The sequence below is a fragment of the Bacillus sp. EKM501B genome (genome assembly GCF_011800505.1).
Taxonomy (GTDB): Bacteria; Bacillota; Bacilli; order Bacillales; family Bacillaceae_G; genus Bacillus_A; species Bacillus_A cereus.
Window position 1 is genome coordinate 60,055 of the sequence record NZ_JAALFZ010000010.1, and the last position, 25,794, is coordinate 85,848.

A 25,794-nucleotide genomic window follows, 5' to 3' on the forward strand; every position below is an offset into this window, starting at 1 on the left:
GAAACTACATAGCCTTATCGCGGCTATTACTTCTTACTTGAAACTACATAGCCTTATCGCGGCTATTACTTCTTACTTGAAGCTATATAGCTTTATCAGGGCTATTACTTCTTACTTGAAACTGTATAGCTTTATCGTGGCTATTACTTCTTACTTGAAACTGTATAGCTTTATCGTGGCTATAAGCCCTTATTTGAAACTGCATAGCCTTATCGCGGCTATTACTTCTTACTTGAAATTGTATAGCTTTATCGTGGCTATAAGCTCTTATTTGAAACTGCATAGCCTTATCGCGGCTATTACTTCTTACTTTTAATAATTAATAGCTATATGATGGCTACAATTTCGTAATTTATGAAACGTTATAGCTATATGATGGCTACAAATTTGAAAAAATGAAACGAGAATATCTTGAAAATCATTTGACTAAAAATTTTTTTATTCTATGTAAATTAGTAATAAACGTTGATATAAAGCCATTTCATAAAATATGAAAGAAAATACGCAAAAATCATTATAGCTATATGATGGCTACAACTTTCACTTTAAAAATTCCAACAAAGCTATATACACCAACGGTTGCAGTACTTTTTAATAAAATATAATTTGTTTTAAAAACATGAAACGTTATAGCTATATGATGGCAGTAAACATGAAACGAACTGAAACGTTTATAGCGGTATGATGGCTACAACTTTTACTGCAAAAACCCCGACAAAGCTATACACACCAAGGGTTACAGCAGTTTCCAATAAAATATAACTTATTTTAAAAACATGAAACGTTATAGCTATATGATGGCTACAACTTTAAAACGAAATTAGCGTAAAACCCTATAAAATCAATGGTTTAGTAAGATTCACCCCACAACATACTACGTTTCATATTCAAAAAACTTCATAGCCCTATGGTGGCAACAAACTTTTTTTTATGAAACGTCAAACCCCTTGTCCCCCAAGGGATTTAGGCACGTTTCATTTTTTTATTTTTCCTCTTAAAGGGACAGATTTCACCAGTATTCGATTTGATATAATCAAAAATGAAATTCTATATCTAATTGTGGGGAAAACTGCAACTTAACATAAAAGGAGGTGAAAAAGATGGCAAAACCTTTCGTTATAAAGAACAAACGTAGTTTGAATGGTGAAACAACAACACCGGTAATTGTAACAATTAAATCATGGCAAAGATTAGTAGAAGCTTTAGAAGGTAAGTATTACAGTTTTAAAGATACTTATCTAGAAGACATTGTAAAGTCAATGTCTTATGAAGAACGAATTGCAGATGAAGAGGGATTTGTTGAACAAGCAAAGCCATCTTTTTCACTGAAAATGAAAAAGATTGTAGATAAAGTAAGTGGATTTGATAAAAATGAGGGCAGAAAACATAAGCTATATGGTATTACAAATGCTGATTTAGAAGTATTTCTATTTCTTCATAAAAAATGTAATACATATGGTGAGCTTTCGCATGTATCAATCCATATGCTTTGGGAAGATTATAAAAATTATAAAGAAGCATTTGCACATATTCACCACTCACAATTTTATGTAGCTTTGAAGAAGTTAAGTTTCCATAACATCATTACAATCGAAAATGAGTACAGTGGTAAATATAAAATCACCTTAACTGATTTCATGAATAAAGAAACGAATAAAGCAAATGCATATACATTTATTAGCCCGATAGTATTTACCAAAGAATTCTTTGAGTTATCCATTGCAGCTAAGAAACTATTCATGGATGTAGCAATGCAGCAGAAACGCGAAACTACCCTGAAACGTTCTTTATTCAAAGTTGATGAACAAGGAAACTCAACACACTTTGGTGGTATGTATCGTTACTTACATAAGAAATACCCACATCAGATTCGTGCTGTACTTGAGGAATTAGAAACAAAACTTTCTGCTACTGGATCTCCTTTATTTAAAATTTGCAAGTTAGAAAAAGGGAAGCAGAATAAAAAGCAATACACAACACTGCATTTATCTGTACATCCTGATTTCTTATGTGCAAAAGAAGAAGGAGCAGAATACCGTGATCCATTTACACCACGAGATACATATAAGCGTAAAGCTAAATTCATAGAAAACTTGTTAGTTGAAATGAATATTTCTGAATTTGCAAAGGATATGAACCAATTCATTAACGTTTTAAAACACTCCTGTCATCGTCAAATTCGCCAAGTAGTTCGTGGCTTACGGGAAATGATTGATCGACAAGAAAGATATCCGAAAAAGCTTGTTTATACACTAAGTAAATTATTAAAGCAATCTTCTCAATATCGTGTATTAGATACAGCTGCTAAAACTGGTATTTATCCTTTAATTACACACAATGTACCTAAACATGAACAAGAAGAGGCCATTTTTAAATTTGGTACTCATTTTGCTATATACTCTTTACGCAATGTTCAAAAGCTATTCCGTAAAGCGCATGACCTACTTCATGCAAAATATGCTGTACCTGTAACTATAGATGCATATCATCGTAATTACATGCAGTATCAAGAGGAATCACTATTTAGAAAATATGCTTATGAGCAAGGAGTAAATATTAACGCATATACAGCATTAGAAATTGAAATTCGCGAACTATTAAAGTCTAGTGGGTATAAAGGAAATCAAATCCCTAGCGATATTCGTGAACTGTTCATTGAAAAAATTGATAAATTGCCGAAGGAAAAGATTCGTGTAATTGAGGTCCCTGAAGACTTTGAGTTAATTCCGTTTCTACAATCTTTAGAAGCATATTACCGTTCAACAAATGAAATACCACATACGGTTGATCAGCTGCTTCCAGCAATGCAATGATACAGCTCTCTATTTTTGAAAAAAGCAAAAGTGGAGGGCTATTCGTGTTGGAGATAACATGTGAAGAGTATTACTTCAAACAAAACAGAGAGTAAGTTTTCAATTTTAATGATCACGACTCTCTATTTTTTATGCAATTACATACATTGCACGTAAATCAAAATAAGATATTCACAATTTCTGTTTTTTAAAATCTGAATTTTCGATTCTTTTGTGTCATTTTATCTACAAAAAAGCATAAATAATTTTTGTAATTCTGTTGATATCTTAATAATTTTGACCTGATGTGTATAACATAAAGCCTTAAGTACTGTTCTTATCATGTTTTATCTCTAAATCTACTTAAAATCAGAAAAACTTCTGTTAGTTATGTTTAAAAAGTGGATTCTGTTCCTAACTTTGACCTATTTGTTAATAAATTGTGTGTAGTTTTTAAGAAATGTGGAAAGCTTGTTCATAAATCAGCAAAATTTGCATTTATTATTTATTCATTTACTCGCATCAAATTAACGATGATTATATGTAGTTTTTATATACCTACTTTACGATATTTTGTAGTTTTTAATCATCATCCAGCTCATTAAGTTCATTCCCAGTATTTACTTTTTATGATTTTTTACGGCTAGAGTAATGATGAACCCTTAGCACAGCAATGTTTTAAGACGATTTTTTCTCTGTATAAAAGTTTTATCTTTTTTCTTTATATATATTAAAGATATATATTATATTAGGTTTTTATATTGTGTAATACTTACTATAGAGAATAGATCCTGTGTAAAACCAATTTCATTTCTTAATGGAATTGGTTTTTTTATGTACTTTAATAAACAGTATATTTAGTTTTAATCATTCTAAAAAATTTTTGATATAAAACACAATTTTTTTTATTTCTCTTAGATTTCCGAAAAAAGTAAATCATACTTAAAGTAGATAGTTGATTAGTGGAAATTACAATGAACTTGGTAATCTCCTAACCATTTAAAAAGAGAGGTAAAGACATGGTAAAAAAGAAATCCCAGGAAAACGCGGAAAAAAAGAAATTTACATTCTTTAAAAAAGCAAAGAATAAAACAACTGAAATATTAGATATGCAACAAGAAAATTCAGAAGCACTTAAAGAAAAGAAGAAACGTAAAACAAGGGAGAAAGTTCCAGCGATAACAGGAAGAAAAGTAGGTAAGGTTACATTTTGGTGTGTGATGGGATTCGTATTTGCAGGAAGCTCCCTTTCATTTACCCAACTTGCCGGTCCTCCTAGAGCAGTAGCTGTTCAGGAAAAGAAGGAGGAGCCCGTAAAAATTAAAATGTCAGAAGCAGAATTAATTGCATATGCGAATAGTTTTGCTGCTAATTATTTTAATTGGAAAGTTGATATGAATGTAGCTGAAGAACGAAAAAAACGATTAGAGAAATTTCTAGTTGAAGGATCCGATGAGCAAGGTGGATTAAATAGAGATACTTTAAAAAACGCTTCTAGTAATTTAGTTAAATCGGAAGCAGTAGAGGTCCGACAAAAAGGAAATAAAGCAGAAGTTACATTGAAAATCATTCAGAAACTAGAACCTGTAAATAATCCTGCTCCTGGAACGACACAAGCTCCAGACACACCAAAAGAACCAAAAGAAGTAACAAGGTACTTCTCAATTCCAATTTTAATGGAGAAAGGGAAGATGGTAGTCCCTAACAATCCTACAATCGTTCATGGAGAGAGAGAAAAGGCACCTTATAAAGTAGCCACTTTCAAATCAGAAGGACGAGAAATTAATACAGATGCAGAAGTAAAAAAAGTAGAACAATTTTTACAATCTGTATTTAAAGTGTATACAGAAGGAACACCAGAAGAAATTGCTTACTACTTTGAAAAAAGTAATATAACAAATGGACTAAAAGGTATTATGACATTTAGCAAATTAGAAAACCTACGAATTTATGAAGATAAGGATAAAGGATACAGAGTCTTAGTTGATGCCAAGTTAAAAGACAATGATAGCAGCTTAGAGTACACATACACATATGATTTAAATCTTGTAAATAAAGATAACAAGTTTTCAATTAGCTCTATGAAGAAATTTGAAAGCACATTAGAGAAAGTGGAGGGTAAATAATTATGGAGCTTTTGGGATTAGATATGGTTGCTCAGCAATTACCTGCTATTACGGATGCCGCGGTTCTAGGAAACATTAATTTTGGGGTAAATATTAAAAACTGGTTAGTAGCTCAGTTAGGTCCAATCTTTTTAGTTTGTGCAATTGTTTCAGTATTTGTATTCTCACCAGACGTATTTAAAGACCTTGGAACAAAATTATATAACTTAGTTTTCAAATGATAACTATTAAAACTCTTCAACTACTCAACACTTACGTCCTTACGGACTGTTTGAAGTGGGAGATTCCTGCGAACACCGATGTAACCACCGGTTATCTTAGCAGGCTCTACCCGTAGTCCCTACGGTGAAAATATAAGTATCTTGTACGTTGACTCACCACACTACCTACTTTAGCTTGGTTTTCGCAACTTCAGCAAGCGTGGGGCGAAAGAACGTTGAAGATTTTGCGGTTGCAACGTTTTTCTGCAACCAACCTCATATCTTCAGTTTTCAAAGAGCAATCTGTACAAGTAATTGATAGCAAACATGTTGGCTTATGCCAACCGACATTCATCTCCCACCTAAAATTGGTGCTTCACATTTTTGAGGAAGGAGTCTTCTGTCGGAAAACGATAAATTTTTAAGGAGTTGGTATAAGTGACTCAGAAACCGACTCGTAAGGAAGTAAGGACTTATAACTCTATTTGGGATATTCCAAAGAGTTTATATGGGATAAGGGACATAACACTCCCTTTTCCAGTCCCTTACAGACAACTGGGAATCTTTGTTGGGACACTTTTAGTAATTATATTTTTAAATCAGTTTTTACCCTTAGGAGAGAATGTCTTTTTCAAATATTTGATATTACCTGGTGGTATAGCGTACTTCTTTGGAAATGTAGAATTAGATGGAAAAAGCCCACACAAATTTATGTATCGATTCTTTGTATTCACATTTGAAAGAAAAAAGTTGAGTCGTTATAAAGGTACAACTAGTAATATTGGAAGCTATCAATATAAGACAGTAGTTCGATTTAAGGATGATTCAATTAAGAAGAAGTAATTAATTAATCTATACAGAAGAATTAGTTTATTCTCATATTCTTCTCTAAGGAGGCACAAATGAATCAGGTTGAATTTCCAGTCAAATATTTTCATGATAATTTGATTTTTAACCAAGATGGTTCTTGCTGGGCGTATTATGAGGCATACGGGATTCCTTACGAATTTAAAGGAGACGATGATAAAAATACGTTGTTTATGCGACAACTCGGTTTATTTTGGAATTATGAAGAAGAAAAACATCTATTAATGATTCCTGTTTATCAGAATTTCAAAGAAAAAGCCGATGAGTTTAAAGAAACAGTAAGCGGTGAACTAAAAGAGCTTGCAATTGATCATACTGATGACGTTGTCCATGAGTTAGAAAGAAAGTTTGGTAAAAACGCTGTAGAATATCGTTATTTTATAGGTGTGAAATTAAAAGTAAGACACATACAAGAAGGACTTAAGGAAATGCTTTACACAGCATTCCATACCTTTAAAAACACTGCAGAACAGTTTGGATTACTTGGTGACACCAAAATACTAAAAACTGATTTGGAGATGTTTAAAAGGGAAGCTAGCGCCTTTAGAAACAAAATAAGAAAACATTTAGCCGTAAGAAGTTTAGAAACAAATGAAACACAATGGATTGTATTACGCAACTTCTATCGTACATTGGAAGCACCTGTTACAGCAGGATGGACGCCACCAGTAGTTGATGATGATTCTGCTATCTTTCCGAATCAAGAGAGTTTATTACGCTTAACAGAATCCGAAATAGACGTTAAAGGAAGACATATAGAAATGTCTCAAATCGGTTCTGATGGATTAGAGTATCCAGCATATATGAGTTTCTTATCTGCATCGAAGATTCCATACACAATGGAATTTCCAGACCAAGAGTGGATGTATACGATCCAAAATATAGATTTTCCAATCGAACTAAGTGTTCGTACAGAAAATATTAACCATCGTAAAGCTCTATCTAAACTTAATAAAAAGAAAAAAGATTTAGAAGATCAAGAAGCACATGCAAGGGAAAATGCACAAACTGTTGGGTTAAACGTGTATGAAGGTGTTCAAGAAGCTACTGAATTACAAGCCCTTATACAAAAGACACGTATGCCACTAGTTAAGACATCAGTATCTTTCTGTATATGTGCTGAAGATTTAGATACAATGCGCCGAAATACCAATTCACTTATTTCTATTTATAGAGAGATGATGATTGAGCTAGTTAGACCATATGGGGATCAGTTCCTGCTGTTTAATGAATTTATCCCTGGTGCTAGAAGATATGTAAATGATTATATACATTTTATGGAGCCCGGAGTTCTGGCAGCCGGTATGTTTGGTGCCACACAAGATTTAGGTGATAATATCGGATTTTATATAGGTACAACTGGTATTTTAAACAAAGCAGTTTATATGACACCTTCTCTCGCAGCGACAAATACCGTTGCAAATCAAAAAACGAGTGCACTTTCAGTTGCAGTAACAGGAAGTACTGGTTCTGGTAAATCATTTGGAACAAACTTAATTGTTTACCTAGCGGTACTGGGAGGAGCTCAAACACTGATAGTCGATCCAAAAGGTGAGAGGGGGAACTGGACAGAAGATTTACACGGCTTAGAAGGTAAGGTAAATGTAATTACACTAGGGACTGATAGACGAGATGAAGGGAAACTAGACCCATTTATCATTTATAAACATAGCCGAAAAGATGCAATTGAGTTAGCGATGACAATTCTTACTTTCATTACAGGTATTAAACCAGATAACTCGGAGAAATTCCCGCGCTTAGCTTCAGCCGTAGAATTCGTAGCAGGAATGGAAGAGCCGTGCTTAACAGCTGTATCTCAATACCTTGAAGATAGTGAGGATAAAGTGGATCAACAATTAGCTGCTCATATTCAAGCATTTGAGAATTTATCATTTGCACACTTAATCTTTGGTGATGGAACAAATAGAGATATTGAACTTGATACAGCAGTGAATATCATACAAATTCAGCATCTTGATATGCCGGATATTCAAAAAGATCCGAAAGATTATACCTTACAAGAAAATTTATCAGTTAGTATGCTGGACTATGTTTATGCTAAATGCATCGAACATAATGGAAAACACGATCTTGAATTTGATACATCAGATGAACGCTTTTGGGATAATAAAGAATACGGTTATATAGCCAAAGGAGATGTGTTTGAGATAGTTTCCTATGAAGAATCAGACGAGGTAATTTCACATCGTAAACTTGATGTAGAAGAAGCTATGAAGGTTGAAGGGCTTATTGACTAATAACCCCCTAATAAAGTAAGGAAAAGGCACCTTAGGGTGTCTTTTTTTCATTTCGACATGATACAACAAAATAGTTATGATTATATTTGTTATGATAGTTCAGGTGAATCTTACATTTTAAACGCTGGGGGATACATACTATGAACAAAAAACTATTAACAACACTTACTTGTTTAGCTTTATTCATGGGATTAGCAGCATGTTCATCTAACGAGACAGCAAGTACTTCCAAAGAATCTAAAGCTGAGCAAGAAGCACAAAAGGAAGCTGAGAAAGCGAAGAAAGCTGAACAAGAGACGGCTGAGAAGCAACGCAAACAGCAAGAAGAGGCTACAAAAAAGGAACAACCAACAACTACTTCTGGTAACACTATTAAAGGCTTAAAAGACGAACTATCCATTGGTATGCCATTTAAAGATTATCTTGCTAAAAAGAAATCATTAAATGTAGAGAATCCCTTCAGTATTTCACTCGGAAAAGGTAATGTAGGTAGTGTTCTTCAAGCTCAAGATGGAGTATTAGTTGTATGTATTGATGGAGAAAAGATATTCGATTTAAAAACATTTAAAAATGTTGAAGAAGCTAAAGAATACGAAAAGAGCTTAAAAGTAAAATAATAGATTCAATTCATATTTCTCAATCACCAATATAACTTAATATGGTAAAATGTTATTTGGATGAAAGTCCAAATACATATTATTAAAATTAAAGTGGTTCAAGTCGGAGGAAGGCACCTTAGGGTGTCTTTTTTTCTACCTATAAATGATTAATTGTTATATAATAATATTATTGTATTTTAGGAGGAACATAAATGAATAAAAAACTAATCATTGGAATTATCGCTGTACTAGTAGCTATCATTGCTTCCGTAGCTATTTTTAAAGATTCCAAATCAGAAGATATGAAACCTAAGTATTCACAAAAAGATATGGATAAACTTATCGATCAACACTTTAATGAACAGCAAGAATTAAAAACACAAATCAAAGAGTTGAAATCTAAAGTAGACTCCTATGAAAAAGAGCAAACTAGGTCACTTCAAAAAACTACACAGCCGAGTCAAGAAACACCTAAACCGCAAGAACAAGAACAGCCTAAAAAAGAAGACGTAAAGCCGGAGTCTCAACCGGAAAAGAAAGAAGTACCTAAACCAGAACAAACTACTGGAACATTAGCGAACCCAGTAAAGAACATCGACAAAACAGAAGCTATGAATAAGGTTAAAGAAAAAGCTAAGAAAGACTTCCCAGATGATTATTCTACTCAAAATTATGTTGCAAATAAACAATCCAAAGCATTTGACTATTTAAATAACATTGAAATTAAATCGCAAGAAGAATTAAATATTATAAATAAGGCACTACGTGATTTTCCTACTGATTTTTCAACAGCAAAATATGTATATGAAAAACAAATGAAAGCTAAAGGTGAGCAAGAGGCCCAGTAATAATTTAATAAAATAGATAATAAATATGGTAAAATAATATTTGGATGGGAGTCCAATACATATTATTAAAATTAAAGTGGTTCAAGTCGGAAGGCACCTTAGGGTGTCTTTTTTTATTACCATTCGACATAATATGACAATATACAGATTGACAGTTTGTTATGATAGTCTAGGAAATCTTACATTTTATACATCGGAGGATACATATTTTGAAAAATAAACTATTACTCGCACTAACAAGTTGCATTTTAATTATGGGATTGACAGCATGCTCATCTAACGAAACAGCAAGTAATTCTAATGACTCTAAAACTGAAGAAAAAGCACAAAAAGAAACAGAGAAAGCCCAGAAGTTGGAAGAAAAAACGAAGCAAGAAGAACAGCAACGTCAAGAAGCAGAAGTTCAAAAACAGGCAGAAGAGAAAGCAAAACAAGAAGCCGAAGCTCAAAGACAGGCGGAAGAGAAAGTACAGCAAGAACAAGCAAAAAGAGAAGAACAACAACGTCAAGAGCAGGAACAGGAACAAGCCCGTAAACAACAAGAAGCACAAGCGCAAAAGCAACGTGAAGTGAAGCAACAAAAGAAAGAAGAACCTGAACTTTGCGGTTCACCAGAAGTTGGAATAACATGTGAACATGTTCAAAAAGAATGGGAAAATGAGCAAAAGATTGAAAAAGAACTCAAAGAAAAAGAAGAACGTCAGGAACGAGAAAATTTGGAGTATGCAAAAAGGAAAGCACAATCATTTGAGGATAAAGAACGAGAAAAAATGAGTTGTGATGACGCAAAAAATGTTCTTGAACAATTAAAAAATGCCGAACAGAATCCGGCCACAAAAGAAAGTATTGTAAAGTACCAAGAAAAAGTTAATATGTGTAGCAAGTAATAAAATAATATTTGGATGGAAGTCCAATACATATTATTAAAATTAAAGTGGTTCAAGTCGGAAGGCACCTTTGGTTTTCTTTTTTTATAAAAAAGGACTCATAAAACGCCTTGAATTATTTAATTTAAATATTTATATTATATTAATACATTATAACTAAATATATTAATATAAAACACTAAAAATTTGTTATAATTAGTAAATAATTCTATTAATTAGATAGAGAGGATACAATATTATGGGTTATAAATTTCGTAGAATTATCCAGTTTTCCCCGGGTGTGAAAATTAACTTTACATACACAGGTATGGGAGGGAACTCTATTTCACCTGAATCAAGAACAACAACTTATGTACCTGGAACTGGAATCTCGTATACACCACGAATAGCTGAGTCAAACAACTATTATATACAACGAGGGTATCAAGGACCAAACACTTCCTATCCCACTATGGATGAACAAGATTACAATACGGTAAATGCATTTGAGCCAATAAAAGAAACCCAAACTTACCTTGTTACTGCTTTTCGTAAAAAGGATAATCAAGTAAACTCCGTAGGTAGAAAACTAATGAAACCACTTTCCATAATTACAGGCTTGTTTGCGGGCCTATTCTTAATTATGATGCTTATTATACCTGCTCTAATTATGGCATTCTTTTCTTTCCTATGCTATAAAAATATAAAAACACCATTTGCAGTTGTATGCCCAGAATGTGATGCTGAAAATCTATTCATTTTTGAAGAAGAGAAGATTGCTTGTCGTAAATGTGAGAGTACTCTTATAATCCAAAAATAAATGGTTCTCAAATTAACGTCTCTTTATTAGTCAAAACAATATAAATCTAATTATAAATATAAATAGATAAAAAGAGGGATAAGTGAATATCATTATTAACTTTGAAGCGTTTAATCCAACTATAAACGACTTAGCTATCAAACTTGCTATGGTACTATTTATACCGTTATTCTTAGCATTGATTGTCAAAGTGATACTTATGAAATTTATGAAAGAATCAATTGCTGGCAGATTAGCAAGTCTATCTTTGTTATTCTTTATGTACTATGTATTTAAATTTATTACAGCGTAAAAGGCACCTTTGGTTGTCTTTTTTCTGCATTAAAAATGCCTACCTATTTCCCTAGGTAGGCATTTTGTGACTTTGTATTTGCAAACGATGATATTATGACAAAACTCCTTAATCCCCAAACTCTCTGATCGTTCTTCTGCAATACGCTTAAAATGGTTCTATGTATACTAGTCTAAAGTACGAGCAGCTGCATAGAACGATCCAGAACCACCATTTCTGTGAGTAACTTTAAGCTTATATTTACCTTTTGGAAGAGTATTGTACGTATTTGTAAAACCCTTTCCTGCTGCTAACGATCCAGAACCAATAACATTACCTTTTGAGTCTTTTAAAGACCAGTCAAGTGTACCTTTAGTATTGTTTGTCATATGAACTCTCATATCTGCTTTTTTTACATGCTCAAACGATACTTCTCTTTCACCATTTATCAGACTGAAATCATCTTTAAGTATTTGGGTACGTTGGATAATTGGTGCTGAATTTTTAGTATTATCTACACCTTCTGTACTTGCTGATGCTGCTCCAATCCCTCCAGTTAATGCGATACCAGTTGCTAATGTTCCTACTACTAATTTCTTAAACATAATAAATCCTCCTTAAATGTATCACTTTTTAAACTTTTGTAAATATTTTGAATTTGCGGAAATATTTATTAATATTGGTAATACACTTTATCAAATGGAAAATAGAGGGGTTTGTGATGATATGTAATAATGCATGTTCATTCGGCAAAAGAATATGATAAACTCTAACCACCTGTTCTATTTTTTCAGTTATCTTGGAAACCTTACTTCTTATTTACCCAAATGGGAGGCGCTTTATGGCGTCTTTTTTTTATTTTTAAGAGGACCTGCTCAATTCATTCCTAAATACATAAGGTAATGTGAACCCATTAAATCACATGGAATGAACCCTATTTTTACCTTCTGATCTAAAGGAGGCACCATTGTTATGGGATATGGTGGTAGTTGCGGCGAAGGCTGCGGTTTCGCTGGAGGATTTGCTTTATTAGTTGTATTGTTTATTTTATTAATCATTATCGGATGCAGTTGTTTCTGCTAAAAACTATTGGAAAAGGCACCCTTATATGGGCGCCTTTTTGTAAATTAAAAACTTACCTATTTCCGTAGGCGGTCTAAATGTGATTTTGCACAATTGAGTTATAGCAAAATCATTTATATTGAAAGTAATTAAAATTAACTTAGTAATCCTAATACCCTAATAATCTCAATTGTTTTATTATCTTTTATTTTAAAATGTAGTCTTTTCCCTATGCGTTCACTAATTACAATATTTTCAGAGGCTAATTTACGTAAATGTTGTAGAATCAAATCTTCTGTAATTTTTGTTTGTTTACTTAAATCAGAAACTGACAACGATCCATATGTAATCAATTTACAAACAATTGATAATCGAGTAGAATTCCCTAATAACCCTAAAACTTTTATACTTTCGGTATAGAAACTAAAATCCATATGAAAAGCATGTAACAGATCTTCCAACCTCCTAAAATAAGATGAATATCAACCAAAATATCTTAACATAAAAATAGTAAAAAACACCCTAAAATATACCAATTGTTCATTGAGAAAAATGATACTTGAAAGGAAGTCCAATACATATTATTAAAATTAAAGTGGTTCGAGTCGAAGGGAGGCACCTTAGGGTGTCTTTTTTAGTATAATACTTCTAAACAAATAGAAAAGCCTCATTAGTAGAGGCTTTTCATGATATATTCTATTATTTTCTTCCCTCATATAAAGCGACATATTTTCCACAAGATAATTTTTTCCAACCTTTAAAATAAAAAGTAATCCCATCTTCCTTGTATACATTATTAAACTTGTCACCAGGTTGAACAAGATATTTAGTATATACACCATTATTATAAGATACATGCGAGCTATAACATTCGTCATATGGAATATATACGTTTGCTGATGCTGCACCAATTCCTCCTGTCAATACAATACCTGCTGCTAATGCTCCAACTACTAATTTCTTGAACATAATAAATCCCCCTTTAATAGTTCTTTATAACTTGCACCTTAAATATATCACTTTTTTCATTTTTGTAAATATTTTGAATTTGTAGAAATATTTATTTAAATTTTGTCAATATTGGTAATATACTTTATCAAATGGAAAATAGAGGGATTTGCGATGATATGTAATAATGCATGTTCATTCAGCAAAAAATCGTGATAAGATCTAAGCACCTGTTCTATTTTTTCAGTTATCTTAGAAACCTTACTTCTTATTTACCCAAATGGGAGGCGCTTTATAGCGTCTTTTTTTATTTTCAAAAGAACCTGCTCATTTAATCCATTAAAATACATGAGTGACTCCTTATTTTTCTCCTACTATTTAAAGGAGGAATTATTATGGGCTTTGGTGGTAGTTGTTGTGGTGGTTGTGGCTTTGCAGGAGGATTTGCTTTATTAGTGGTATTATTTATTTTATTAATTATTGTTGGAGCTTCTTGCTTCTGCTAAAAAACTATCGGAAAAGGCACTCTTATATGGGTGTCTTTTCTTTATGCATAAAAAAGCCTCATCTTCCTATAGAAAAGATAAGGCCTTTATATACTATTTATTATAAACACATTTTGCTTCTCCAAAAAGACCACCAGTGTCCCATTCGCCACCATAATGAGCACAATTCAAAGGTGTACGATTGTTTCGCATACTAGGATTTGAAGGTGGTTTATATCCATTATTTACAATACTACCAACAATAAATATTCCTCCAATTACAAATACCATAGTAACGATTGATAGTGTCTTCCCATTAGAACCAGTAACAATGTCATTTACAACTTCTTGTGCTTCTTGCAAAGGTTTACCTTTTAAAAATAATGAAAAAAATAGAGATTATAAATACGAAAAATAGAACAATTATAAAATTCAGAAAATATTTCTGGAAAGCTTAGTTTCTTAGCTAAAAGTAACAATAATTCAAGTAGAAGTATTATTTTTGAACTTTATAAATATTGAACAAGAGAGAGGAGATATTTTTATGGATTCAAAAACTTATGAAAAACTACAGGCACTACGTAGATATAAAGAGCCAATTCAAGCGGTATTGAGAACGGTTAAAAGACACGATAAAGACGATCCAGATACTGAATATGCTGAGTTTGCCCTTGAAAACGGTAAGATTATAGGTGTTTGTAAAAAAGAGAACTTCTCTGATTACTCTTTTAGAAGTATTACACAATTCACAGGTAATATTTTTAATGTAGTAATTACTCAAATGTCTGATGAACTAGATGTAAATAAAGTTCAGGTTTCAGTAAAAGAAGCAAGCAGAAGATCTGCGGATGCTTTAATGCGTGAGTTAATAGAATTGGAGCAAGATCAAAGACTGCAAGAGCCAACCTACGAAGCAGAGATAACTGGATACAACATGAATGCTCAGGTTCCTACTATATTTTTACGCATTAATGGTGCGGAATGCTTCATGAAATTACATGAACTAAACTATGGAAGAGTTTATAAAAATGCTGTGGATCGCTATGCGCCTATTGGTGAACGCATCCCAGTTAAGGTTCTACAATTTAGTCCGGAGCAACGACTAATTCATGTTTCTAGGAAAGCGGCAGTGGAAAATCCTTATCAGCTGTTATCTGAATTAGCTGAAGGGGACACAATTGTAGGGCGAGTTGTAAATGTTGATCCGCGTTTTGGAGTTTTTGTTGAATTGGACCAAGGCTGCACAATTAAAGGAATTGTCCCTAAAACAATCGAACAGCCAGTATTGGATGAAGTAGTAAGTATGAGAATTGTGAATGTGGATGTAGAAAAAGAGCGAGGGTCGGGGGTTATTTTTAAGTTTCCTTTTGGACGCAAAAAAGTTAACGACCCAACGGCGTTTTTATATAACTAATGAGTGCGCCGCAGGTTTCCGTACAAGAGAAAGGAAAGGCGGTTCAATATTGGCTTAATAGGGACCAATCTTTATCACTTTGGGATGACCCCTCTTTGCAGGGGGGACCAATTCTTCCAGATAAATTCAAACCACTCACAGATTTACGTAGTATTTATGACAGGATTAATTCAGGTTTTATAAATGAAAAAGATAATTTAATACTAAAGCTTATTTGGGATTCATTAGCGATTACTGAAGCACAAATCAAAAATTTTGTGGAATCTAAAATTAGTAGGTCACAGGTTTCAGAATCGTTGAAAAAACTGGTACTGTATGGGTTTGTTAGTCGATGGGAGATAAAATCGGGGTTATTTCCGGATCAGCCCAAAACCTCTGCTCCAATTACATTAAATACTGCTGGTCATTTGATGATGTGGGCTTATCATAACCGTAATACAAATTATTCTTTAAAGCCAGAACAGTGGTTAAAGCTTGGGGTGGCAGGTGTACAAAGATTTGTCACTATGAATCAGATAAAATATGAGTTTGCAGTAGGCCAACAATTATTAAAAAACTGGTGCTGGTATCCAAAGCTAAAAGGTACTGGTAATGGACATAATCCAATTGCTGTTGGAGAAATTCAAACTCCAATTGGAAATCAAAACTTCATATTTGAAAGGGTACAACAAGGTCAGCGATATGCACAACATTTAAAATCGCGATTGAAAATTTGGGAAGATCAAATTCAAAATGGACCAAATAATGTATTGAATTTCGAAAACACAAAGAGTTTACCAGGAATTTTTATATTATCTATATCTAATCTTGCTTTAGCAGAACATGTTAGAAAGGAGCTAATGTTAGACTTACAAAAGATTCCTATAATGCTTTTAATAGATGAATGTATTCACAGTGAGGGATTCGCAAAATCTTTTTATATCTCAACTCAAAACGGAATTCAGCAAGCACCATTACCATTTTTGAGATAACAAGAGCTGCTTCAGGTAAATATGCTGAAGCGGTTCTTTGTTGTTTTAACGATGAATCGATATTCACAACTCAATTTTTGTTTGCAATATATCTAATTTCATTTTTTATAGACTTCAATTAGAGTTGTTTTAATGAAAAAACAATGTGTTGAATAGATAATTAAATAAGGCTTTTCTATTCCTTTCTAGAATGAACAGTAATGTATAATTAAATGTCCCTAAATGTAACAAGGGGGCAGTAAAATTTGGTTTATATTCATTTTTTTAGCTATTTTAGTAGCTAGTTATGTTGTGGCCCAATATTTTATTATGGATGGATTTCAAACAGGACTTGTCAAAATGAAGCTTATGTTTGTATCTAAATTAATTGTTTTTTGGTATATAATGTTATTTATACATATTACAACTAGTATAGTAGCATTAGTAATCGGTCCGTTTACATTATCCACAAAATTTAGAGGAAAGAATATTAACCGTCATCGAATAGTTGGGAGAATCTATATGGTTGATATATTATTAGGCGGCGTTTCAGGACTGTACTTATCCTTTTACGCTATGGGGGATTGGTAGCAAAGCTTGGTCTCGGTTTGTTATCCGTATTTTGGCTAACATCAGCATATCAAGCATTAAATAGAGTTAAGAATAGGAAAATTCAAGACCATCGAAATTGGGTGATTAGAAATTATTCTTTAACCTTTGCGGCAGTTACATTAAGAATTTGGCTACCTTTGTTTGTATTGTTATTTGGATTACAGCAGTTTGAAGTTAGTTATACTGTTATTGCTTGGTTAGCATGGGTACCAAATTTAATTATTGCAGAATTATTTATAAGACAAAGACTTAATAAAGGAAAATACCTGGTAAATGAGGATGTACATTTATGATGCAAATCTGATTTAATGTTAAGGATTGAAATCCTCAGCAATTCAATGTTTTTTGTAATTTTTCCCGCCGAGATTATGGAGTAACCTACCTTGGCGCTAGCGAGAAAATAATTGAACGAATGAAGTACGTTATTCAAAAGATTACTTTACCTTTTAATATTTTTACAGTATTCAACCAGACCAGAGAACGTTTCTTATGTAAGGAAGGGATATGAGGGGTTATATGAAAAGAATGAAAAATGTATGGTTATTAGTGTTATGTTTCTTATGTTTGAGTGGGTGCAATTATGAAAATGAAGATCAGGTGAAAAAATATATAAAAGAAAAACATGGTTTCGATGTTGTTGTAACAGATTGGGGCGGGATACATGAAGGAAATATGGGACATACGTACCATACTGTTCAGGCAAAGGATAATAAAAATATTCAATTTCGAGTAGAGGTAAATGGTATCTTCTATTCCACAATACAAGGTGATGAATACGAATATGGGAAAAACACATACGAGGAATATAAGAAATTCAAACCCATTCTTGAAGAAATGAAAAAGTTAGGTTACGAGGAATCTGAAAATAAAAATGTTCTTCAATATATAGTAGATTATAACAATGCAGCAGAAAAACCAACAGATGAGTTGTTATTAACCTTAAAAATGAGTAAGGAAATCGATTATAGTCAATTTGAAACTATAGAATTAGATCGTTTACATGCATTATTCCAACTCATTCAAAAGAGTAATAGAAAGATAACAGAACTTGAAATTGAGGATCATAATGATAAATCGATTGGTCTTCCTTTCGAAGATGTGCAAAAGGGTATAACGAAAGAAGAACTTCTACTAACAATGAAAGACACAGTAAGCGGTTATTGGACATATTTAATTGAAACACAAACAAAAGTCGTTGAAAGATTAAAAGAAATTCAAAATGACCGCTTTGTAATTAAAGATATTACTTGTGCACATCCGAAGGAAGGGAAATGCCCAAAATATGAAGCTACGATAGTTTTTAATGACAGTTCTATGGAGTATAAAAATGATCCCGATGTAATGGAGGATTTGACAAAGGTGGTCACGATTCTTAAAGAAGAACTACATAACGAGAAATTTGATATATTTGTATCCAACAAAGATAGAACAAGCTATTCACTCTGGCTAACGTCAGAGAAAATTCAAAACAGTAGTAACATTTATGAACTTATAAAATAATTGTATATCAAAAATAATATGTAATAGGTTCTATTGATAACTTTGTTTTTTCGACGCAAAGTGTATGAATGGTTTTGCTGCTTTTTACAGAAAATGAAAGTTTGTATTGGTTTTTCAATAACTAACATAACCATCTAACTCTTAAACGATAGATGGTTATGTTAGTTCTAAATGCTATATTTTTAAATGAAAGTCGTATAATTTTAAAAAGTATAAAGTTATGAATTAAGTTGTATCAGTATGAAATATCTCTTTAGAATGAATCAACCAAAAGTTTATATTTTCTAGGAACATGAACAGAAAATGAACAAATTTTTTTATGAAAACTGTTCATGCAATCCTAAAGAAAGAGTTGATTCTAATCAATCTTTTTTTTAAAATCGATTCTTTTTTGTGAGTCATAGAATCTAATTTGGTAAGAGATTTTTGATTAAACTTTATTTTAAAGCAACGTTTAAAAGGAGTAAAAAATGAATACAATTAATAAAATCTTAAGTGATTTTGCAGATATAAATACAGATGAATACGTGAGGAATTATTATGAGCTTAGTATTATGTCAGAAAATAAAGAGGACAATATTTTTGTACTTGCCAAAAAGGCGACATATGCTACTAGTAATGACACATTAGAACTCATCCGCTTGAAAGAATGGAAAAAAGAATTCCTAATTTGCCAATATTCCAATGGAGAGTCTTCTTGGTTTGGGAAAATACCGTGCGGATATGATTTACATGGATTGACTCCGAAGAAATTTATAATAGAGCAGTTATTAAATGTATTCAAACAAGAACCAGATGAGGTTTATTGGATTAAATTAGATCCAGGAGGTTATTATGCATGCTGTTATGAAGAATATTTGTTTAAGACAAACACAGGAATTTATTTTTTTAGTATGCAAGTACACGATTAAATAATCAGGATTTGAAATGTAGTTTTATTAATAAAAAAGATTGATAACTTAATAATAAAGAAGAAGTCTCCATGTCCAAGGAATAAGAATTAAATGAAGAATACAGATAGTCCAGGTGAATTTTGTATTCTTCTTAATTCCTATTATCTTTTTGAAAATAAAGTTAAAAAACCAAGCACCTAAAATTGTAACAGATAACTCAAAAATCGTAATTATCCATTCTAGTATAGTATGTTCTACATCAGGAGAAGCACCAGCCATACTAAGAATAACTATAACTGGAAATGAGGGTATATAAACAAGTAAATAAGAAAAAAAGTAAAAAATATATTTTATCAATGTTTTTCCTTCCATAAGATCCACTCCTAATATAGAACTAATAGTTAAAGGCGAATTATCAAACTTAGTCAAAAGTTACACATGTTATATTTTAAGTATATAAAGTTAGTGCTTTTATACATAATTGGAGGTCCCTAAATAATGTTATTTTAGAGGTCTTCAGTGGTGAAATATCATATAATATCAAGAAGTGATAAGGAACTATAGCAAACAAATAGTCTGCATATATCAATCTAATTATAGTAAAAAAGGAAAATTATTAGAATCTTGACTTTTTTCTACATGCATATCAGAAGGAAATGAGGAATTATAGCTTAATCCTTTAAAATATATCCATATTATAAAGAAAAATAGAACTTGAATACAAACAGGAGTCTGAATATTCTGTTTAAAATAAATTGAATATGGTGATGATAATTTATATAATGTATGTAAGACTTTCTTTTTTCTTTTTTTAATCCATAAATACTACAACCCTTTCGGGGAAATGACTTTGTAAAGCAGCCTTGCTTACAAAAATTCATATACCCGAAAGGGTTTTTTGTGTTTAAAAACAATTAGGCTTATGCCGTTTATATAGATATTTCTATAAGGAAAGGATGAAGGGTGTTGTATATATTTGAAAAGGAATTTTATTATGCAGTTACTCTAAAGGGGTTGTAACACTTCCACTAACTTATTAAACAAATTTCATACTAAGTAGTAGGAGTAAAAATAATGTATGTTACTACTAAAACGAATGAACTAAATGGATTTGAGCGAATAGCTAAGATTTTAGAGGAAGTTGAGAGATCTGGTACTCATCAGCAGATGATAGAAGTTCTAGTAGAAGGTAAAACATATCAATCTGCCTTTTGCTTTGCACATGTTGTTGCGGATATAGGACAGTGTGTTTCCTTACTACTTTGCACAATAATTGGGGACATTGAGCGTACAGTTCAAAGTATAAAAGATGCGATTGATAATGGGATTTTCAATTTGAAGTTTGGTACTGAAGAAAAAACCTCAATAAGTTATTTAAATATTTCTAGGTGTTAAAGTTCAATTTCAATGAATATGAAATGAATTATTGTATTAGTGAAATGGTAAAAGAGTAGAAAATCTTGTTTCCGAAGGTGGATTATGGAAGCGTGTTAGAAGAGGGTAATAGTTTAACTGACTACATGCTTAAATATGCAGAAATTATAGTAGAGAAGGTTTTACATGAGGTGAAACCATCCTATAACCCTCTAATAGATTTGCCTTTAGAGCATTTTCTTTCATAAAGGGAGGAAATTATAATGATAGGTGAAACTTTTAAAAATTTATTATTAAATCTGGCTGGTTTAATAGTGGGGTTAAGTGCTATATATTTAATAATTAAATATAGCTTCAAATTAACAGTAGAAAAAGCTATACCTAATTTAATAGCCTATGCTAGCTTATATTTACCAGGAGTTATAACATTTAGCTTAGTTGGGTATTTTTCAAGCTCATGGATTTTTGGAATTGCAATGGGTGTTATAGTTGAGGCAATTCGTTTCTATGGATTAGGAAGAATACTAAATAAAATATCCTCTTCATTAAGAGCGATGAAAGTGAAAATTGCTATAGCAAAAGCAAATAAAATTGCAAATACTAAAAATAAACCTTTCGAGGTAATTGAAGTTGCTCAATTTAGCCTTGAAAAAGAGAGCATAGTACAAGAGCAACCAGCAGTAATTGAATTGAAAAAAGAACAGAGGGAGATTATAAAAACAGAAGGATCAGAAATAATTGACGATGCAGATGATGTAGAAGATTTAGATGAAATGGAAGGCTTAGAGCGTGTAGCGGTACTAGAGCACATAGAAATGGTCGCAGAAGCTAAAGAAGAAATATTAGTGGAAAATGATACTACAGTTAAACGTGAACGTAAGCAGGCAGAAAGTACACCTGATACACAGGAAATATATGAACAATTACAACTTGTTTTAGTTGGTGGGGATTTATAAAAAAATAATCAAGAAATTAGTTTGGATTAATATAAGAGCTATCATCATGTTTAATGATGATAGCTCTTTGTATTTAGAATTAAAAAGCCCGCTTTAAGATGAACTAGCTACTATCTTACTCTGTTTTAATAATGGCAAAATAAATATCATTGTACACTTGATGTACGCGAATAATAAACCTGTTAAAAAGTAATAACGTCATTTCAAAAAACTTTAGAAACGCATGGTAATAATTGGTGTAATCATTCTTTATCCTGTATGATAAAAATGGGAATATTCAATGTTTTAATAGACAATAATTGGCTTAATAGAAGTAGAAAAAATTATTAATAGGAACGAAAAGGATGACCAAAATGGGAATAAAAAGGAACCTATAGAATTTGCAATTTATATTTAATATATGAATTGTTTAACAGGAAAGGAGGTAGTGAAAAGCATTGAAAAAAAACAGTTGTAGTAAAGGGAATTACTGTTTTATATGGTTATAGATATGTATCACTACGTTGAAAATATTTTAACTTTTAAACAAAATAAACAACAAGGGGTAGATAAAATGGGGAAATATGTGAAAGACCAAAAGGTAGTTGCCTATACACTATTAGGATTAGAACCTTGTACAGTTGTAAGAGTTGGTTGGATTTTTATTACGGTAAGAGAAGAAGAAACGGGTCATCTATATTCTGTTAGAAAAAGTAAAATGACACCTATAGAGGAAGAGGAACACTATCTTGTAGAAGAAAGTATTGATGATGAAGGGTTATTCGGTATAGGTAGATTGTTTGCTAAAATAGAAGCAGAAGACATGGAAGTTGCAAAGAAATCATTTGAAGAGAATGAAGACTTCCCTAAATACGAAGATTTCCATAAACCATCAGAAGGGAAACTGTATGGTGGAGAGTACTATACTACAATCAAAACAGGTAAAGAGTTACTAGAACAATACTTTAATCGAGAAGAGCTAGAACGTAATGGTACTAATTAAATTAGATGTGTAAACGGTTAAAGGTCAAATTTTATTTATGTTAGGTATATAGACTAAGAAAATTTATATTCGTTTTTTGGGAGGACAAAATAATGGATTTGGTAAACAAATTTTTAAACGGTTTGAAAGAAGCCTTATCAACAGATGATCTCGAAGCACTAAATAAAGCATACGGTGCTACAAAAGGGGATATTGATATATTAAGAACGAAATATCCAAATTGTCCACAATCGTTAATCACTTTACTTGAAAATATCGATGGTACATATTGGCGGAAATATGGAGAAAACGAAGTCACGGTATGTATTTTAGGTTCAGATGTTGAAGGGTATCCATATTATTTGCTTTCTACACAGGAAATGATCGAAAGTTCAAAAGAAGGAGAAGACGTCTCCTATCTTTTAGAATACCAAGATGACGAGGATGCTGTTGACTCCAAGATAAATCCAGAAGGTCTTCTCCCTGGCACGTATATTCACTTTTCAGATTGTATGAACAACGGTGGAACATCAAAGCTGTATATTGATTTTAATCCTTCTGAAGAAGGGGTATGTGGTCAAATCATTCGTTTTTTACACGACCCCGATGAATATGAAGTGATTGCAAACAGCTTTGATGAGTATTTACAGAATCTTATTGATGGTAATTTTAATTTTCTAGACGGAGAAGAATCTCAATAATGTGTGAAGAATTTTACTCAAATATTGGAGGAGATTACGATGAATCAAGATCCAATTTTACAAAAAGTAATAAATGGGAAAATATGAGCCATGATTCTTCTTTCCGAACAGTATATGAAGCTCGAGAGAAATTACTTCTAGATGAACAAGCTAAGTTAGCGTATGCAGAACAAGAGGGCATGGAAAAAGGAATTGAGCAAGGTAATATGCTGATAATCCGAGGAATGCATGAAATTGGTGTACCACTTGAAACTATTGCAAAAGCAAGTAAGTTGAGTGTGGAGGAAATTGAACGTATCTTAAAGCTAAAATAAATATATATGAGTATACAAAGCCTATGTGTAGAAAAAATTAGTCGTTTATTATCATAGTAGGTTTAATGGGAAAGCATTGTTGAAGATTTTGGCAGTGCTTTTTCTTAATCAATTTTTGGATGTTTTTCATGCTGCTCACAATTATATAAAAAAGTCGAAAGAAGAACGTGAAATGTATTCACGATTAATAAATATGATGCAAATCTAATGTAATGTTGAGGACAGAATTCTTCAGTAATTCAATGTTTTTTTTATGATTCTTCCCGCTGAGAGTTTGTAGGAAGAAAATACTAAAATGTTTACTATAAAGCCTCAATATATGAGATTTTTTCTATGTGTAAAGTTACTTTTCAAAAAGAATAGCTAACTTAAGGAGCCTTTCTCATACTTGAACCGTCTTAATTTTAATAATATGTATTGGACTCTCATCCACATCTTATTTTCCCGTGTTATGTAATGTCGGTCAGTGAGAAAAAAAAGGTACTCTTTCGAGTACCTTTTTACTATTCTACTTTTAACTTAATTTCTTTACCCGTCATACCACCACTAGCTTTTAAGAAAATTCCTTCAGCATCTTTTGGTATATCAAATACAATTTTACCTGTTTGTGTTAGACCAGGATTCAATTGTTTTAAGAAGAAGTCAGTTTTTCCACCGTTAGCTAAGTCAAAAGATGTTTGACCTTGTGTTGAATATGTGAATTCGCGACCTTTACTATCTACTAATTTAAAGCTGTTAGCATCAACAGTGATAGCGTCTTTTTGATTATTAGTAAGTGTAACTTCTAAAATTTTAAATACACCTTGTGCTTGTTCTTTTGTATATTCATTGCCTACAGAATCTACTGTTTCCATAGATCCTACAGCGATTTTCACATCAGAAGATACCCCTTCTTTTGATACTGCTTTAGTGTCTGTTGAAGTTGTTTCTGTTGAATCACCGCCACCAGCAACCATAGCAATTATTCCGATTACAAATAAAACTATAATGCCTAGGCATCCAAACTTAAATATTTTTCCCACGTTTGTTCCTCCAATTATGTAAAATTTAAGATTGCAACAGTAATAATAACACATTATATATCTTTATATTGTCATATTATGTCGAAAGGAAATAAAAAGATAGTTTGGAAGTTTCAGATATCATTTCTGTCCTATGACCTATTTTTCCCCGTATTTCGTCTGTATCTCATATTCATAAAGGTAAATGCGCTATAGCCAAAAATTTTCATCTATTTTTGGTAATTGATTCATGTAAAATTTGTTTGTTGGTACATAACTTCATCTATTTTTTAAATATTGTATTATTAGGATGCCGAGGTGAAAATAATTATGTATATGGGTTTCGACAATCAGGAAGATTGACAAAGTATTGAGAATTACTGGACTGTCTGGCCAAATTTAAGAATTTAAACAAATGCATTATTAAAAAAGAACTCTTATGGAAAGATAAGAGTTCTTTAAAAAATGTTGTATTTGAAACCCGTGATGTTTCACAAAAATATTACGTATATGCAATATATAGAGTCAATGAAAATAATAAAGGTGCATATAATCTATATTTTAATTAGTTCAGCCCCTTGGAGGGCGCTCCAAGGGGCTAAGATTCGAGAATTTTTAAACTCTTGTTAATTTATATGAGAACTCCGTGAACTACTCGCCACTTAGCAAAGCTTGAAGGGGGAGCTTCTCAGTTCCACGACGAAAGTAACCTTTCGTCTCCCTGAGCGTTACTTCGGGGTGTTCCATCCCTAGATGTCCAACGCATGGATGCTCAGTTGGTACGGTTGATATTTTACGCAGGAACCGAATGGCTTGGTTTTCGCACTCTATTTTCTTCCTGCAACCTTCTATATCAAGTTATCAAAGAACTTCATATAGCAAGTTTATCAAAAGTTTTTGGCTATGCCAAACCGAAAGTCATCTCCCACCTATCGTAGGGCTACGCCCTTCACACGCTTGAGGAAGGAGAATTCTT

Annotated in this window: 26 protein-coding genes and 4 pseudogenes; 24 read left to right on the forward strand and 6 right to left on the reverse strand. The window is 32.1% G+C overall.

Features of this window, described 5'->3' with window-relative positions; translation table 11 throughout:
* The 11 genes from HFD78_RS29520 to HFD78_RS18535 form a co-directional block, all read left to right on the forward strand.
* Positions 1 to 316: hypothetical protein (locus HFD78_RS29520; RefSeq protein WP_238797732.1), on the forward strand; the 316-nt coding region annotated here is incomplete at its 5' end.
* A gap of 784 nt (positions 317 to 1,100) precedes the next feature.
* Positions 1,101 to 2,813 carry a hypothetical protein gene (locus HFD78_RS18490; RefSeq protein ID WP_098204866.1) on the forward strand — a complete coding sequence of 571 codons (1,713 nt, stop codon included), beginning with the start codon at positions 1,101 to 1,103 and terminating at the stop codon, positions 2,811 to 2,813.
* A 998-nt stretch (positions 2,814 to 3,811) separates the two neighbouring features.
* On the forward strand, positions 3,812 to 4,918 hold the full coding sequence (locus HFD78_RS18495; protein ID WP_097863202.1) for a conjugal transfer protein: 1,107 nt from the start codon (positions 3,812 to 3,814) through the stop codon (positions 4,916 to 4,918).
* Between the two features lie 2 nt (positions 4,919 to 4,920).
* Positions 4,921 to 5,139, forward strand: coding sequence for a hypothetical protein (locus tag HFD78_RS18500; RefSeq protein WP_098400180.1), 219 nt, complete (start codon positions 4,921 to 4,923; stop codon positions 5,137 to 5,139).
* Positions 5,140 to 5,556: 417 nt separating this feature from the next.
* Positions 5,557 to 5,961 (forward strand): TcpE family conjugal transfer membrane protein, encoded by a 405-nt coding sequence (locus tag HFD78_RS18505; RefSeq protein WP_000192360.1) that lies wholly within the window; start codon positions 5,557 to 5,559, stop codon positions 5,959 to 5,961.
* 59 nt (positions 5,962 to 6,020) lie between these two features.
* Positions 6,021 to 8,243: an ATP-binding protein gene (locus HFD78_RS18510; RefSeq protein WP_276184083.1), complete on the forward strand. Its 2,223-nt coding sequence runs from the start codon at positions 6,021 to 6,023 to the stop codon at positions 8,241 to 8,243.
* 140 nt (positions 8,244 to 8,383) lie between these two features.
* Positions 8,384 to 8,860, forward strand: a complete 477-nt coding sequence (locus tag HFD78_RS18515) for a hypothetical protein (RefSeq protein WP_097863203.1) — start codon at positions 8,384 to 8,386, stop codon at positions 8,858 to 8,860.
* Between the two features lie 194 nt (positions 8,861 to 9,054).
* Complete coding sequence (locus HFD78_RS18520) at positions 9,055 to 9,690, forward strand: hypothetical protein (RefSeq protein WP_001035532.1); 636 nt, start codon at positions 9,055 to 9,057, stop codon at positions 9,688 to 9,690.
* A gap of 209 nt (positions 9,691 to 9,899) precedes the next feature.
* Complete coding sequence (locus HFD78_RS18525) at positions 9,900 to 10,577, forward strand: hypothetical protein (protein ID WP_098204865.1); 678 nt, start codon at positions 9,900 to 9,902, stop codon at positions 10,575 to 10,577.
* 238 nt (positions 10,578 to 10,815) lie between these two features.
* A complete protein-coding gene (locus tag HFD78_RS18530) occupies positions 10,816 to 11,376 on the forward strand; it encodes a DUF4236 domain-containing protein (RefSeq protein ID WP_000540754.1) in 561 nt (186 codons plus the stop codon).
* Between the two features lie 82 nt (positions 11,377 to 11,458).
* Complete coding sequence (locus HFD78_RS18535; protein ID WP_001021325.1) at positions 11,459 to 11,668, forward strand: hypothetical protein; 210 nt, start codon at positions 11,459 to 11,461, stop codon at positions 11,666 to 11,668.
* A gap of 167 nt (positions 11,669 to 11,835) precedes the next feature.
* Here the strand turns inward: HFD78_RS18535 and HFD78_RS18540 are convergent, their stop codons facing one another.
* Positions 11,836 to 12,252: a hypothetical protein gene (locus HFD78_RS18540; protein ID WP_000473846.1), complete on the reverse strand. Its 417-nt coding sequence runs from the start codon at positions 12,250 to 12,252 to the stop codon at positions 11,836 to 11,838.
* Between the two features lie 367 nt (positions 12,253 to 12,619).
* Here HFD78_RS18540 and HFD78_RS18545 point away from each other — a divergent pair, with 367 nt between their 5' ends.
* Entirely contained in the window at positions 12,620 to 12,730 is a 111-nt protein-coding gene (locus HFD78_RS18545; RefSeq protein WP_000540371.1) for a YjcZ family sporulation protein, read from the forward strand.
* Positions 12,731 to 12,864: 134 nt separating this feature from the next.
* Here the strand turns inward: HFD78_RS18545 and HFD78_RS18550 are convergent, their stop codons facing one another.
* Both HFD78_RS18550 and HFD78_RS18555 read right to left on the reverse strand, forming a co-directional pair.
* Positions 12,865 to 13,143: an ArsR/SmtB family transcription factor gene (locus HFD78_RS18550; RefSeq protein ID WP_000347622.1), complete on the reverse strand. Its 279-nt coding sequence runs from the start codon at positions 13,141 to 13,143 to the stop codon at positions 12,865 to 12,867.
* A gap of 265 nt (positions 13,144 to 13,408) precedes the next feature.
* Positions 13,409 to 13,678: an LCI fold-containing protein gene (locus HFD78_RS18555; protein WP_000473809.1), complete on the reverse strand. Its 270-nt coding sequence runs from the start codon at positions 13,676 to 13,678 to the stop codon at positions 13,409 to 13,411.
* A 374-nt stretch (positions 13,679 to 14,052) separates the two neighbouring features.
* Here HFD78_RS18555 and HFD78_RS18560 point away from each other — a divergent pair, with 374 nt between their 5' ends.
* The gene (locus tag HFD78_RS18560) at positions 14,053 to 14,163 is read left to right on the forward strand and encodes a YjcZ family sporulation protein (protein ID WP_097863205.1); all 111 of its coding nucleotides are present in this window, start codon (positions 14,053 to 14,055) and stop codon (positions 14,161 to 14,163) included.
* A 93-nt stretch (positions 14,164 to 14,256) separates the two neighbouring features.
* Here the strand turns inward: HFD78_RS18560 and HFD78_RS18565 are convergent.
* Positions 14,257 to 14,578 (reverse strand): annotated as a pseudogene (locus HFD78_RS18565) (hypothetical protein).
* Between the two features lie 108 nt (positions 14,579 to 14,686).
* On the opposite strand from HFD78_RS18565, the gene HFD78_RS18570 reads away from it, so the two are divergent.
* From HFD78_RS18570 to HFD78_RS18590, 5 genes and pseudogenes are all read left to right on the forward strand, one after another.
* Positions 14,687 to 15,556: an RNA-binding protein gene (locus tag HFD78_RS18570; protein ID WP_097863206.1), complete on the forward strand. Its 870-nt coding sequence runs from the start codon at positions 14,687 to 14,689 to the stop codon at positions 15,554 to 15,556.
* A complete protein-coding gene (locus HFD78_RS18575) occupies positions 15,556 to 16,527 on the forward strand; it encodes a hypothetical protein (RefSeq protein ID WP_097863207.1) in 972 nt (323 codons plus the stop codon). The genes HFD78_RS18570 and HFD78_RS18575 overlap by 1 nt, the downstream gene beginning before the upstream one ends.
* Before the next feature lie 309 nt (positions 16,528 to 16,836).
* Positions 16,837 to 17,411 (forward strand): annotated as a pseudogene (locus tag HFD78_RS18580) (DUF2306 domain-containing protein).
* 223 nt (positions 17,412 to 17,634) lie between these two features.
* Positions 17,635 to 18,618 carry a hypothetical protein gene (locus HFD78_RS18585; protein ID WP_097863208.1) on the forward strand — a complete coding sequence of 328 codons (984 nt, stop codon included), beginning with the start codon at positions 17,635 to 17,637 and terminating at the stop codon, positions 18,616 to 18,618.
* 470 nt (positions 18,619 to 19,088) lie between these two features.
* A complete protein-coding gene (locus tag HFD78_RS18590; protein WP_098204864.1) occupies positions 19,089 to 19,529 on the forward strand; it encodes a hypothetical protein in 441 nt (146 codons plus the stop codon).
* A gap of 48 nt (positions 19,530 to 19,577) precedes the next feature.
* On the opposite strand, the gene HFD78_RS18595 is transcribed toward HFD78_RS18590, so the two are convergent.
* Positions 19,578 to 19,883, reverse strand: a complete 306-nt coding sequence (locus HFD78_RS18595; protein ID WP_097863209.1) for a hypothetical protein — start codon at positions 19,881 to 19,883, stop codon at positions 19,578 to 19,580.
* Positions 19,884 to 20,585: 702 nt separating this feature from the next.
* On the opposite strand from HFD78_RS18595, the gene HFD78_RS18600 reads away from it, so the two are divergent.
* From HFD78_RS18600 to HFD78_RS18620, 6 genes and pseudogenes are all read left to right on the forward strand, one after another.
* Complete coding sequence (locus tag HFD78_RS18600; RefSeq protein ID WP_000289555.1) at positions 20,586 to 20,906, forward strand: hypothetical protein; 321 nt, start codon at positions 20,586 to 20,588, stop codon at positions 20,904 to 20,906.
* Between the two features lie 242 nt (positions 20,907 to 21,148).
* Positions 21,149 to 21,841 carry a hypothetical protein gene (locus tag HFD78_RS18605; protein ID WP_000578902.1) on the forward strand — a complete coding sequence of 231 codons (693 nt, stop codon included), beginning with the start codon at positions 21,149 to 21,151 and terminating at the stop codon, positions 21,839 to 21,841.
* A gap of 361 nt (positions 21,842 to 22,202) precedes the next feature.
* Positions 22,203 to 22,348 (forward strand): annotated as a pseudogene (locus tag HFD78_RS29525) (transposase); the annotation flags it as partial.
* 46 nt (positions 22,349 to 22,394) lie between these two features.
* On the forward strand, positions 22,395 to 22,823 hold the full coding sequence (locus tag HFD78_RS18610) for a hypothetical protein (protein ID WP_003193323.1): 429 nt from the start codon (positions 22,395 to 22,397) through the stop codon (positions 22,821 to 22,823).
* Between the two features lie 92 nt (positions 22,824 to 22,915).
* Positions 22,916 to 23,503, forward strand: coding sequence for an SMI1/KNR4 family protein (locus HFD78_RS18615; RefSeq protein WP_000366663.1), 588 nt, complete (start codon positions 22,916 to 22,918; stop codon positions 23,501 to 23,503).
* Between the two features lie 6 nt (positions 23,504 to 23,509).
* Positions 23,510 to 23,817: pseudogene (locus HFD78_RS18620) on the forward strand (Rpn family recombination-promoting nuclease/putative transposase); the annotation flags it as partial.
* A gap of 503 nt (positions 23,818 to 24,320) precedes the next feature.
* Here HFD78_RS18620 and HFD78_RS18625 read toward each other — a convergent pair.
* Positions 24,321 to 24,839: a DUF4352 domain-containing protein gene (locus tag HFD78_RS18625; RefSeq protein WP_000516011.1), complete on the reverse strand. Its 519-nt coding sequence runs from the start codon at positions 24,837 to 24,839 to the stop codon at positions 24,321 to 24,323.
* Between the last annotated feature and the right edge of the window lie 955 nt (positions 24,840 to 25,794).

Coding starts and splice junctions, on each gene's coding strand:
- HFD78_RS18490 (WP_098204866.1), top strand. CDS start 1,101: ATGGCAAAACCTTTCGTTATAAAGAACAAACGTAGTTTGAATGGTGAA.
- HFD78_RS18495 (WP_097863202.1), top strand. CDS start 3,812: ATGGTAAAAAAGAAATCCCAGGAAAACGCGGAAAAAAAGAAATTTACA.
- HFD78_RS18500 (WP_098400180.1), top strand. CDS start 4,921: ATGGAGCTTTTGGGATTAGATATGGTTGCTCAGCAATTACCTGCTATT.
- HFD78_RS18510 (WP_276184083.1), top strand. CDS start 6,021: ATGAATCAGGTTGAATTTCCAGTCAAATATTTTCATGATAATTTGATT.
- HFD78_RS18515 (WP_097863203.1), top strand. CDS start 8,384: ATGAACAAAAAACTATTAACAACACTTACTTGTTTAGCTTTATTCATG.
- HFD78_RS18520 (WP_001035532.1), top strand. CDS start 9,055: ATGAATAAAAAACTAATCATTGGAATTATCGCTGTACTAGTAGCTATC.
- HFD78_RS18530 (WP_000540754.1), top strand. CDS start 10,816: ATGGGTTATAAATTTCGTAGAATTATCCAGTTTTCCCCGGGTGTGAAA.
- HFD78_RS18540 (WP_000473846.1), bottom strand. CDS start 12,252: ATGTTTAAGAAATTAGTAGTAGGAACATTAGCAACTGGTATCGCATTA.
- HFD78_RS18545 (WP_000540371.1), top strand. CDS start 12,620: ATGGGATATGGTGGTAGTTGCGGCGAAGGCTGCGGTTTCGCTGGAGGA.
- HFD78_RS18550 (WP_000347622.1), bottom strand. CDS start 13,143: ATGGATTTTAGTTTCTATACCGAAAGTATAAAAGTTTTAGGGTTATTA.
- HFD78_RS18555 (WP_000473809.1), bottom strand. CDS start 13,678: ATGTTCAAGAAATTAGTAGTTGGAGCATTAGCAGCAGGTATTGTATTG.
- HFD78_RS18560 (WP_097863205.1), top strand. CDS start 14,053: ATGGGCTTTGGTGGTAGTTGTTGTGGTGGTTGTGGCTTTGCAGGAGGA.
- HFD78_RS18570 (WP_097863206.1), top strand. CDS start 14,687: ATGGATTCAAAAACTTATGAAAAACTACAGGCACTACGTAGATATAAA.
- HFD78_RS18575 (WP_097863207.1), top strand. CDS start 15,556: ATGAGTGCGCCGCAGGTTTCCGTACAAGAGAAAGGAAAGGCGGTTCAA.
- HFD78_RS18585 (WP_097863208.1), top strand. CDS start 17,635: ATGAAAAGAATGAAAAATGTATGGTTATTAGTGTTATGTTTCTTATGT.
- HFD78_RS18590 (WP_098204864.1), top strand. CDS start 19,089: ATGAATACAATTAATAAAATCTTAAGTGATTTTGCAGATATAAATACA.
- HFD78_RS18595 (WP_097863209.1), bottom strand. CDS start 19,883: ATGGAAGGAAAAACATTGATAAAATATATTTTTTACTTTTTTTCTTAT.
- HFD78_RS18600 (WP_000289555.1), top strand. CDS start 20,586: ATGTATGTTACTACTAAAACGAATGAACTAAATGGATTTGAGCGAATA.
- HFD78_RS18605 (WP_000578902.1), top strand. CDS start 21,149: ATGATAGGTGAAACTTTTAAAAATTTATTATTAAATCTGGCTGGTTTA.
- HFD78_RS18610 (WP_003193323.1), top strand. CDS start 22,395: ATGGGGAAATATGTGAAAGACCAAAAGGTAGTTGCCTATACACTATTA.
- HFD78_RS18615 (WP_000366663.1), top strand. CDS start 22,916: ATGGATTTGGTAAACAAATTTTTAAACGGTTTGAAAGAAGCCTTATCA.